Here is an 11,582-nt window from a genome sequence, read left to right as displayed (position 1 = left end):
GCTCGCTTTTTTATCGCTTCAACTCCGTGAATGACACTCTCTAAGGCTGACTCGCAAGCTGGGGTGCCAACGCTTCAAGCTTCCAAACTCGGCCAAAGTGTTTGTAATGCCCCGCTCGCTCTCCAGCGTCATTGCCCATACCGTGGTACAAATCAAGATGATTTTCTTTCACCGCCCCACCGGTATCTAATGCCATTAACAGTTTGAGTACATGCTCCCCCGTCCAGTTGCCTTGCTCATCCAACTGAGGCACTTCAGCAAGTAGCACACTCCCCATCGGTAAATAACGTCTATCCGCCGCCACAGACGCGCCGGCTTTCAATGGAATACCTGCGGTGCCACTCACGGGATCTGCCGCCTTAGGCGTAAAGAAAACATAAGAGGGATTTTGCTCCAGTAACTCACGAACTTCCTCTTCACCATGAGCCGCCACCCAGTCTTTGATCGCTTTCAGCGACATTTTTTCACGCGGCACTTCGCCGTTTTCAATCAAGACTTTACCGATGCTGACGTAAGGGTGGCCATTCTTGCCACCGTAGGCAAAATACTCGAGTTGGTCGTTGTCGCCAAAGTGGACAAAACCACTGCCCTGAACTTCCATAATAAAGTTATCAATCAAAGAAGCGCTGTAGCCCAGCTCTAATCCCAACCCATCTAAGGCTCCATCGTAAATCGCTTTGCGATCTGGGCAGTCGTCATCGCAAAAGGGTTTGGCATAAACCGGATAGCGGAACAAGGCATCGGGTTGATGACGCATCTCAATCACTGGTGAGAAATAACCGGTAAACATCACGTTACCAAAGTCATCACCACCGCCCATTTGGTCGACACCCAGTCCAAACTCAGCAAGAGCTTCCACATTGCCTCCTGCATCCAACCACGCTTGCAAACGCTGGTATACCGCTTGATGCTTGGCCACTAGCGAAGGCGATTTCGCTTTCACTTCGGCTAACTGATCATTAAACAGACTAAAGTCACGTGGGCTATCAGACACCACGTGTGGCACTGGAGTTAAAATTGATTCAAACCGCCCATCAACATATTGTTGACCACGGTCAGTGGGACGTACACACCCTGCGAGTGCAACCACACACCCCATCACGACTAACGCTTTTTTCACACTGTAATCCAATCAGTAGTTTGTAGCGCTAAGGCTCGCAAAAAGACCTACACTTCGCAATCACTTCTCATTGCTAAGTTGTAACTGCCTGCAAATCAATACACGTTGAATGTGATCAAATCTATCTTACCTGCCTGAAATAGGCGACATTCATGAAAGTGTCATATAATTGTTATGTACTGTGTCTGAAACAAAATTGCATAATAAATGCAACATCAAGGGAGTACGGGTTGCTATGGATCTGAAAGTTGGGCGTTCAACGCTTCTTGATACCGATGCAGTGGAATACCAATGGATTCGAATGATGGCCAGTGAGGGTTGCACTCGAAACACTATCAATACCAGCATTCAACGTTGTCTCGGTGGCGATGAAACCACCGCCGATATCCTTCGCCGCGTGGCCATGAAGCAGTGTTCGGTTAATGAACTGCTTTCATCTCTCGACGCGGTTAAATACTAGCGTGTAAAGTCGCGCCATATTGCCATTGATCGCAATTGGCGCCTCTTCACTTGCAGCAGCGCTGCGCGCAAACTTAATTCGCCTTACCGAACATAGACGTATAGTGCGCTGGCGATAGCCTTTCTAGCGTTGATTTATTCTCTACGCGATACAGATACTCTTGTGTGCCAATCGTGTACGACAGCTCATCGCCATCAAACGTATAAGCGGTAGTCGCACGACTGCCATTGGTATAAATACCATCCGAGCGCACCTCAAAACGGTCAGCCGCATAAGGGGCCACCTCTAGTTCCACCCACTCACCGTATAAATCTTTTTTGGTCATATCAGGGGCAAAAAACTCGGGGCGAGTTGCCACCAGAAAACTGGCGCCACCCGCTAGAATAATAAACACCAGTAAAAATATTTGTTTGGTCAACCGCACGCTACAACCTCACTCACTGATAATCAGGACATTTTAACCAATCCCATTGTCTACTTTAGACGCAGTTTGCAAATCTTGTGAGTTTGGTTCCCAAACAGACGCTAATTTGCCCCGTCACCTCGCCTCTTTATCGCACGGGCGCGCAGACGACAGCGCATAGTAATCTGACTAAAGGCTTGACACTTATCACCCAAAGAGAATAAAAAGGCACTATAAGTGAATATTTAGACGGAAAGGCATGTGAAGATAAGAAGTACCGCACTGGTTAAAGGATTTCGTCAATCGGCGCCGTATGTCAACGCTCACCGAGATAAAACCGCGGTGATCATGCTGGGTGGCGAGGCGATGGCGGATGAGAACTTTCAGAATATCGTCAATGATATCGCCCTACTCAATAGCCTGGGCATGAAACTGGTGTTGGTGTTTGGCGCCCGCCCGCAAATCAATCGTGCTCTTAATCAGTACGGACTGGAAACGCCTTATCACAAAGGTATTCGCATCACCGACAGCCACGCGCTTGAAGTGGTCAAACAAGCGGCCGGTCAAGTGCAGCTCGACATTACGGCGCGTTTATCCATGGGGCTGAATAACACGCCCATGGCCGGCGCTCAGATCAATGTGATCAGTGGCAATTTTGTTATCGCGCAACCCTTGGGCGTCGATGAAGGAATTGATTATTGTCACAGTGGCAAAATTCGCCGCATCGATATTGATGGCATTCAGCGCCAGCTCGATCAAAACGCGATTGTGCTGATGGGGCCAGTAGCCAGCTCAGTCACAGGCGAATGCTTTAACCTCACCTCCGAAGAAGTGGCGACTCAGGTCGCGATTCGGTTACGCGCAGACAAGTTGATTGGCTTTTGCTCCGAACAAGGGGTCTTAAACCAAGACAATGAGGTAATTTCTGAGTTACTGCCCACCCAAGCCCAGCCACTTCTAGAAGCCAGAGAAGCCGCTGGCGATACTGGCTCTGGCACCAGTCGCTTTTTACGAGGCGCGATTGCTGCGTGTCGCGCGGGCGTTACGCGTAGCCATTTGATCAGCTATAAAAAAGATGGGGCATTAATCCAAGAGCTGTTCTCGATTGAGGGGATCGGCACCCAGATCGTGATGGAGCGTGCCGAAAAAGTGCGCCAAGCCCAGATTGACGATATCGGTGGGATCTTGGATTTGATCCGACCTTTGGAGCAACAAGGGATCCTAGTGCGCCGCTCGCGAGAACAATTGGAGCAAGAAATCCCACGCTTTACCATCATCGAACGCGATGGATTAGTGATAGGCTGCGCCGCACTCTATCCGTTTAGTGAAGCGCGCACCGGCGAGATGGCATGCGTCGCCATTCATCCAGACTACCGTGATGGCGACCGCGGCGTCATGCTCCTCAATCACCTCAAACAACGCGCCAAAGCCAAAGGGCTCGAAACCATTTTTGTGCTCACCACCCACAGTCTGCATTGGTTTTTGGAACAAGGCTTTTTGCTCTCTGATGTGTCAGCACTCCCTAACACTCGCCAAGAGCTGTACAACTATCAGCGGCGCTCTAAGGTGCTGACTTTAGCGCTTTAGCGTATCTCGCTACAATCAAGGCGCTATCAAAGCATCCGGCAAACCACTATACCGGGCGGTGCGTGCGCCCACACCGTGGCGCAGCACCGGCCAAGACGCGTAAAGATCAAGCTGGCGCTTCGCCCGCGTGATGCCGGTGTAAATCAGCTCGCGGGTGATCACCGGTGAAATAGTGGGCGGACACACCAGCACTGTGTGCGCAAACTCCGAACCCTGTGATTTATGCACCGTCATCGCAAACGCAGTTTGATGGGCGGGCAGACGGCTGGCAAGCAAATAGCGCACCTCGCCATCGTGGGTTTCAAATGCCACCCGGGTGATCCCCGCGTGTTGTACCGCAATCCCAATATCACCGTTATACAACCCCAGAGCATGATCGTTTTGCAAAATCATGATTGGTCGGCCGTGATACCAAGTATCACGCTCTTTGGCGATCAGCCCTGCCGACGCCAAGTGCTGCTCAATGGCTTGGTTGAGCCCGGCGACGCCAAACGGACCTTCAGTCAATGCGCATAACAATCGAAATTGGCTAAAGACACTCAGCACGTCCGCCATTGATGACGGATTTTCGAGCGTTGCATTGTCGAGTGTGGTTAAGTAATCGCGATATCCTGTCACCGCTTGTTGCATCAGGGTCTGATAGCTGTCATCACTCAACACATGGTGGGCAATATCGCTATAGCCGCGTTTTAACACCCCCCCCACCTCAGCCATTTCTCCTCGGTTCACCGCAAAGGCGAGCTGGCCGATGCCGGACTGGGCATCAAAACGATAACTCTTGCGCAGCAGACACAAGGCACTGGCAATCGCTGGTGCGTGCGGGTTTTCGGGTACGTCAAAGCCTGTCAGTTGGCTTAAACGCGCTGCTTGCGCCGCTGGATAGCCCGCCTCGGCGTACTGACAAATATCGCCTAGCACCGCCCCCGCTTCCACAGAGGCAAGCTGATCTTTATCCCCCAGCAAAATAATGCGTGTTGAGGGCGCCAAGGCATCGAACAGCTGCGCCATCAAGGGCAAGTCCACCATCGAGGCTTCATCGACAATCAACACATCCGCATGCACGGGGTTATTTTTATGATGGCGAAACGCCACTCGCTGCGGAATCGCCCCTAATAACCGATGAATGGTACTGGCTTGGGTCGGCAGCGCCGCTTTCACGTCATGATCAACAGGCAAGGCGGCAATCGCCCGTCCTAGTGATTCAGTCAATCGGTTAGCCGCTTTACCGGTCGGAGCGACCAGCTTGATAGTGAGCGCTGCAGACGTTGTACGCTCCGCGTGGTGCGACGCCACCAGCGCCGCCAACAAACGGGCGACAGTGGTGGTTTTACCCGTGCCCGGCCCTCCCGAAATCACCGCAAACGGCTGGGTCAACGCGGTGGCTGCCGCCACTTTTTGCCAATCAATCTCCGCCTGTGAGGCGGCAAATAAGCTATCCAGGGTTTGTCTAGCCTCATTCGGTACCGATAGCGCCGTGAGACGCTGGCGAATGTGCCCTGCCACTTGCTGCTCGGCATGCCAGTAGCGATGCAAATACAGTCGGTGTCCGGCAAGCACCAAGGGCGTCGCCTGCGTCCCGTCAGACACCACCGACGCCTGTGCCAATTGCTCGCTTGCCGCTTGGCTATCAATGTGCGCCAATAAAGGCTGCCAAGCGACGTCACTGGGTGGCTGCCACTGGTGCAAATCAAGGCAGACATGGCCTTTGCCCACTTCACGGCTCAGCAGCGCCGCCCATACTGTGATAGTAGCCTTATCTAATTGGGTTTCTTCTTCGCCCATCAAACAAGCAAATTGCACATCAATCGCTCGTAATTCCCCGCGCTGGTATAGTGCCATTAATGCTTGTTTCATACCGACTCTCCAGCAAAGAGGTTGTCCAAGGCGTCAATCAGCGCCTTGTCGGGACGGTGCGCGAACACACCGGTCTCGCCGCTATCACTGGCGCCCCGTAAAAAGAAATAAAACACGCCCCCCACATGGGTGTCGTAATCATAATCTGGGATCCGCTGGCGCAAAAAGCGGTGCAGCGCCAAGGTATAGATCTGGTACTGAAAGTCGTATCGGTGCGCGATCATCGCCTCTTTGAGCGCATCAGGATGGTAATCGGCCACACTGTCCCCTAAATGGTTCGACTTCCAATCCAGCACGTAATACTTGCCATCGGCGCGGAAGGTCAAATCGATAAAGCCTTTTAGCATCCCGCGCGCCGTGTCAAAGGTGAGCTGGCCAGCTCGGGCTGATAACGCATCATATCGCGCGGCGAGTCGATTCAATCGCTGGCAGTCTAGTGCGGCCAAAGGCATCACGAACTCCATCTCCGTTAACCGACTGGCGTTGTCAATTTGGTTCAGCCTCAGCCCTTGCTCATTAAGCGGGTGCTTCAATACCTGAGTCATCCACTGCTGCAATATCGGGCACCACTGTGGGTCATAGTTTTCCAAGCTAAGATGATGGGTAATAAGCTCAACGACTTCTTCACTCATCAAGTCGGCGGTAAAGTCCACTTCTTCAAATAAGGTGTGTAAAAAGGTACCGGCTCGCGCGCCTTTGGGAAACGCAAAAACCGACCAAGGATCCACCGCCACATCCGCCGTCTCCTCGTCAGCGAGATCATCGTCCGCGTCCATGTCATAACTGGCTAATGTTGGTAAAGCGCTGATGTGATGGCTTTGTTTTAACAGCCCTGAGTAACTGGTTAAGCGCCACTGACGGTCAATCTTGCCGTCAAACTGACGCGCGCTTAGCGCCTCGTGCGCGCCCGTTTGAGGGGCATAACGGCTATCATCTGGCTCGGGTGGCGCGACCACAGCCACCGCATCGCTCGCGCTTGCTAATCCAGCCAAGCTCTCGGCCAGCAGGCTAGCATCACCGGCTTCTCCATGCTGGAGCAAATAGCCGAGGGCCGTTAAGTGCAAGGCCGAGTCTTTTTGCCGACTGTTACCTTGTTTAAGAGGCGCACAGCCGATAAAACACCCATACACGGCGCGCGTCACCGCCACATACAGCAAGCGGATATCTTCAGCCAGCCGCTCTTTTTCAGCCCGCTCTTTGCCTTCATCGACATTATCCAGCGCCAGCACCGGCTGATACTGTTCATCGTGATAAAACGGTTGGCTGCTTTCGCGATACTGACAAGCAAACGGCAAGTAAACCAGATCGTATTCCAAGCCTTTCGATTTATGGATGGTGACGATTTGCACCAAATCACGCTCCGACTCCAACCGCACCTGCTGCTCTTCCGATTGTTGAGCCGGCTCGGCCATTCGCTCTTGTAGCCAGCGGATCAGCGCGTGTGGGTTGTCCAATTGCTGGCTGGCACTTTGCAACAACTCCGCGATATGCAAAAAGTCGGTCACACAGCGCTCACCTTGCGGCATCGCCAACCAGTTTTCTGCCACTTGGCGAGCACTGGCGACTTGGCGAAGCATCGGCATCACCCCACGGCGCTGCCAAGTGTCACGGTAATGGCTAAAGGCCACCACCTCTTGCTCCCACAAGGCTTCGTCTTGATTGAGTAACGCCAGCTGCTCGGCGGTCAAGCCAAATAAGGGGCTGGCTAGTGCCGCTCGCAACTTACGCTCGTTTTCAGGCTGCATCACCGCCACTAAGATGCGCTCAATATCACTGGCGACAGGGCTGGCGAACACATTATCACGGTTAGAAAGATAGACAGACGCCACGCCTTTTTCGGCCAGCGCTTGCTTGACCAGCTGTGCCTCGCGTCCGGTGCGCACCAACACAGCAATATTGTGCGGCTGAATGTCGGCTCGGCCGGAAGGCGTTTGTAGATAACTATTGCCCGCCACCGATTGATTGAGCACTTGCGTAATATGCTGTGCGGTACTCACCGCTAAGGTCTGTTCAAAATCTTGCTTGGTACACAATTCATCCGGGCTGTGATGCCAAAAGGTGAGCGCGGGCTGCTCGTTTCCCTCCACCACCAGCGCTTTTTGTTTGGCACTAGGCGAAGAGGCCACCGCTAAAAAGGGAATGCTGTCTTGATAGACAAACGGTGCCTTCGCACGTGAGAACAAGGCATTGACCCCGCGTACCATGCCATCTGTCGAGCGCCAGTTGGTGGCAAGGTTATAGTGATCACTCACCTGTGCACGGGCATGAATATAGGTGAAGATGTCGGCACCACGGAAGGCATAAATCGCCTGCTTAGGGTCGCCAATCATCATTAAACCGGTGCGCTCACCCTCTTCTTCTTGATCTTCGAATACAGGGGCGCCATCCACCACTGGCGGCTGATAGACAGTGCTAAAAATCTGATATTGCAGCGGGTCGGTGTCTTGGAATTCATCAATCATTGCCACCGGATATAAGCTGCGAATACGCGCGGCCAACTGGCCTTGGCTATCTTGGTCAAGTGCGCTGGCAAGCTGAGAAAGGAGATCGTCAAACGAGAGCCACCCTTGACGGCGTTTTTCTTGGCGGAGCAGCTGCCGCACGTCTTTAATCGCCAGCGCGGTTAATCCCGGTTTTAACGTCGGCGGCTGATCAACCAATGCCTGTATTTGATCAAATAGCGCCAGACTCGGTGGCTCAGCTTTACTCTTGGCCGCTAATGTCTGTTGGGCGAATTTTTCCAATTTGTCGGGCAACTGGTAATCAAGCGTCTCGGCATTGGCCCATTGTTCCATCGCATTCAGCCAGTTTGCCAGATGATCTTTGCGATAACTGCGGCCATCGAGTTTAGCGGCGCTGAGTTGTTCGTTGATCTGCTCCCCCGCCTCGCGCCATGCGCACTTCACCGCATCAATCTTGGCAATCGCCGCTTGGTGTGCCGCCATAAGATCTTCGCCGAGATCAGGCGCCTTGACCGTGACAGCAGGTCCAGATAAATAGGGCGCAATCTCTTTTAATAAGGCCTCTGGCGCGGACCAGTAGCTGCTCACCACACCGGCTAACGATTTAGGCAGCGGATAAAAACGACGACGCCAAAAATCGGCCGCCGCGCGCGCTTTGATCTGTCGCTCGTCGGTGACAAATTCATGACTGAACAGGCTGCCCGATTCAAACGCATTTTGGGTCAGCATCCGCTGACAAAAACCGTGAATGGTATAGATGGCCGCCTCGTCCATCTGACGTTCGGCCTCTAACAGTCGCTGCGCCGCGGTTTTATGATCGCAAATCTCTGCCAGCAAAGGTTCAATGATAGGATCGTCACTCTCACCGCGCATAAAGGCAAAACGCGCCTCATGAATGCGGCGCCGAATACGGTCTTTTAGCTCTTGGGTTGCCGCTTCGGTAAACGTCACCACCAGTATTTGCTCGACCCGACACGGCGCTGTGCGGCCATGCCCAAGCAACAATCGCAGGTACAAGCCAGCAATGGTAAACGTCTTTCCGGTGCCAGCGGAGGCTTCGATTAATCGGACGCCATCAAGTGGCAAGGTGAGCGGGTTGAGGATCTGCGGTTCCATATCATTATTTCATCGCCTAGTCTGCCCGCTATTGTAGCAACCCCTTGGGGTAAAACATATTCTAACCAAGACAATCGAGCGGAGCCCACTAACGTCACGATCAAAAAAGGCCAGCATCGCTGGCCTTGGTTCATTGATTGAGACTCGAGGTTTACGACTGAAGCCAAACTGGGTTGGTCCATGCCGTGCTGCCGTCTTTGTCTTCCACTTCTAAGTTGATCCAACCCTCTGCATCCGCAGGAATAGATAGCGATAGCTCAAGACGCTGTGTGCTCTCTTCAGGGTTAATGGTAATGCTGTTTAGCACCTCACCACCTTGACCGATTAAGCGCACTTCTTTGAGGCCATCAGCGGCGACGACGTTAATATCCCATTTATCACCTGCCTTGGCGGTTTCACCAAACATGATGTTTTGTGGGTACAAGATTGGTCCCTGCGTGGCATAGCCGTGACCGGCTTTTAACGCTTTGGCAAAGGCGAGCGGCGTCAATTCGCCGTCAACGTGCGCCATCATACGAATACGACCGGTAAGCTGGTTCCACGCATCATGGGTATCGGTACCGGCTGTGAGGTACATGGCTTCGCCGCTATCCCACATATCATGCGCTTTTTTCAGGGTCGGCTCGTTATCGACACGTGCGTTAAGCTCCATGAGATCGAAACGGTCGGTCTTACCACCCGGCACCGCATCCTTAGCGATATTGGTGAAGTAGCCATAATCATTATATGGGTGGTTCATCGGCACCACTTCTGCGCCCATCTCATGCGCAGCATCAATCAAGGTGTGCACGTCATCAGTACCCGGATCGACCGTCAGCGCGGCGCCATTGTCGATGGGGAATGGGTTCATGTGTCCCCACGATGGCGAGATCTCAATCGATGGAATGAAAGGTACGCCACGTTTTGCTGATAGGTCAGCAAACACTTTGTGATTAATGGTGGAATCGTGATCGCTGATAAAGGTCAGATCCAAGTCAGTTGCCAACTGAGCACGCACCACGATTTCTGGTGGGGTTACCCCTTCCAGCACATTGCCGTGGTGGTGCAAGTCAGCGCCATACCAATGGTTACGGTTCGGGAAAGTCACCTGAGGCACTTTCACCACTTGTTGGTTGGTTTTGCCCGACTCGAGCGTTACATCCAAAGTTTGTGATTCTGCAGTAAAGCCCGCACCGGCGTTAATGCCTAACTTGTATTCACCCGGTGCCAGTTTTAGCTCGGCATGGCCTGCAGGCAGCAAATCAGTGAAGAAGGTACGCTTACCCAAAAATTCAACCGGTGGCGCTTGGCCTTCAATGATAGTCACACGCGCATCTTTGGCTACACCAGAAACCGCTTCTTCCACGTTAAGTGCAAGCGTCGCAGGGCTTTTCAGCGATGTGAAGTCCAGTGTCTGCTCACTGTCCGCACTCACGGTAATGGATTGCGGTTGGCTATTCGCATGGCCGGTCGCCGTGCCATAGACTTGGTACTTACCTTCTGGCAATGCCATGTTGTACTGACCCTCTTTGGCAAGCGTCCACGCGTAAGGGTGGCCGTCTTTTTCAATCATCACAATCGCATCGGCAGGCACCTTACCGTTGTCGGCGCGCAATTGGCCGCTAATGGTGCCCGTCGCTTCGCCATGACGCTCAGCTTCCGCTTTAACAATCGGTGCCATATCGCCGTTGGGAACAACCTGCAGCGTTGAGTCAAAGGTACGGGTCTCGCCCGCTTTAAGCGTGTGGCCCAAATACATATCGCGGCCATTGTATTTGATGCGATCAAAATAAGGCGCGTGCAGTGCGAAGGCCCAATCACGGTCATACGCGACCATGCGATCGGCAAGGGCGTTATCCGCCATCGCTTCTTCATTGCCCTCAAGACCCGGTACCGCGAATTGATAGCCCGTATCCGGCCAAATCGTGTGGCCAGATTCCAGCTCAAGATCGTCTTCGCCTTGGTTGGTCATCACGGTTTTGAGTCCAATCGAATCAGAGCCCGCTTCCAAGGTGTACCAAGTGGTAATGTCGACCTTGTCGAAGTTACGGCTCACTTTGATCACCGCTTTTTCATCGCTGTCTTCCACAATCTCAATCGACTTACGATCGTTCGGCCAAGCCGACCAGCTATTAGGGATGAAATCTGCAAAAGCGACTCGGTCTAGATCAATTTTGCCATTTTTCACCGCCGCGAGGTCCACCAAGGTACCACGTGGCACGCCCCATGGTGGCGCAGACTCGACCGCCAATGCGAACGCGACATGCTCGTTTTTTACCGTGATATCCTGGGCGTGTGTTGCCTCGCCATCGGGGATCGCCGTTTTACCCTGTGTAATGCTGACGTCGGCGTGCGCTGAGGCACCCAACAATAGGCCGGACACTAGGGTCGCCACTGCGCTTTTTGAGAATTTATGCATGAAGGCACATCCTTTTTTTCATGATTTGTTATATGAATTTTCGATGACATTGTGCGTTAACTTAATTACACGTTCAAATAAAAAACCATCAAAAACCACGAAACAGACCCCAAAAACATACGCACACTAATCTTATAAAAACATACAATTTACTGATATAAATAAACAAATATATAAATCAC

The 11,582-nt window shown here is 52.6% G+C and carries 7 protein-coding genes; 2 read left to right on the top strand and 5 right to left on the bottom strand.

The genetic code is table 11. From position 1 onward, the window contains the following. Positions 1-40 precede the first annotated feature (40 nt). The gene (gene mltA / locus BZG82_RS06210) at positions 41-1,120 is read right to left on the bottom strand and encodes a murein transglycosylase A (protein WP_069586646.1); all 1,080 of its coding nucleotides are present in this window, start codon (positions 1,118-1,120) and stop codon (positions 41-43) included. A 235-nt stretch (positions 1,121-1,355) separates the two neighbouring features. Here mltA and BZG82_RS06205 point away from each other — a divergent pair, with 235 nt between their 5' ends. Continuing rightward, entirely contained in the window at positions 1,356-1,580 is a 225-nt protein-coding gene (locus BZG82_RS06205) for a hypothetical protein (protein ID WP_069586647.1), read from the top strand. Between the two features lie 73 nt (positions 1,581-1,653). On the opposite strand, the gene BZG82_RS06200 is transcribed toward BZG82_RS06205, so the two are convergent. After that, a complete protein-coding gene (locus tag BZG82_RS06200; protein WP_101494780.1) occupies positions 1,654-2,004 on the bottom strand; it encodes a DUF2850 domain-containing protein in 351 nt (116 codons plus the stop codon). Between the two features lie 240 nt (positions 2,005-2,244). Between BZG82_RS06200 and argA the strand changes: the two genes are divergently transcribed. Further along, positions 2,245-3,570: an amino-acid N-acetyltransferase gene (argA, locus tag BZG82_RS06195; protein WP_077663020.1), complete on the top strand. Its 1,326-nt coding sequence runs from the start codon at positions 2,245-2,247 to the stop codon at positions 3,568-3,570. 15 nt (positions 3,571-3,585) lie between these two features. On the opposite strand, the gene recD is transcribed toward argA, so the two are convergent. The 3 genes from recD to BZG82_RS06180 form a co-directional block, all read right to left on the bottom strand. Next, on the bottom strand, positions 3,586-5,424 hold the full coding sequence (gene recD / locus BZG82_RS06190; RefSeq protein ID WP_077765414.1) for an exodeoxyribonuclease V subunit alpha: 1,839 nt from the start codon (positions 5,422-5,424) through the stop codon (positions 3,586-3,588). Next, positions 5,421-9,002, bottom strand: a complete 3,582-nt coding sequence (recB, locus tag BZG82_RS06185) for an exodeoxyribonuclease V subunit beta (protein ID WP_077765413.1) — start codon at positions 9,000-9,002, stop codon at positions 5,421-5,423. Before recB ends, recD begins: the two co-directional genes overlap by 4 nt. Before the next feature lie 151 nt (positions 9,003-9,153). Next, positions 9,154-11,400 carry a CehA/McbA family metallohydrolase gene (locus BZG82_RS06180; protein WP_077765412.1) on the bottom strand — a complete coding sequence of 749 codons (2,247 nt, stop codon included), beginning with the start codon at positions 11,398-11,400 and terminating at the stop codon, positions 9,154-9,156. Between the last annotated feature and the right edge of the window lie 182 nt (positions 11,401-11,582).

Source organism: Salinivibrio sp. PR5, from assembly GCF_001996085.1.
GTDB classification, from domain to species: domain Bacteria; phylum Pseudomonadota; class Gammaproteobacteria; order Enterobacterales; family Vibrionaceae; genus Salinivibrio; species Salinivibrio proteolyticus.
This window is presented reverse-complemented; position numbering and strand designations above follow the sequence as displayed.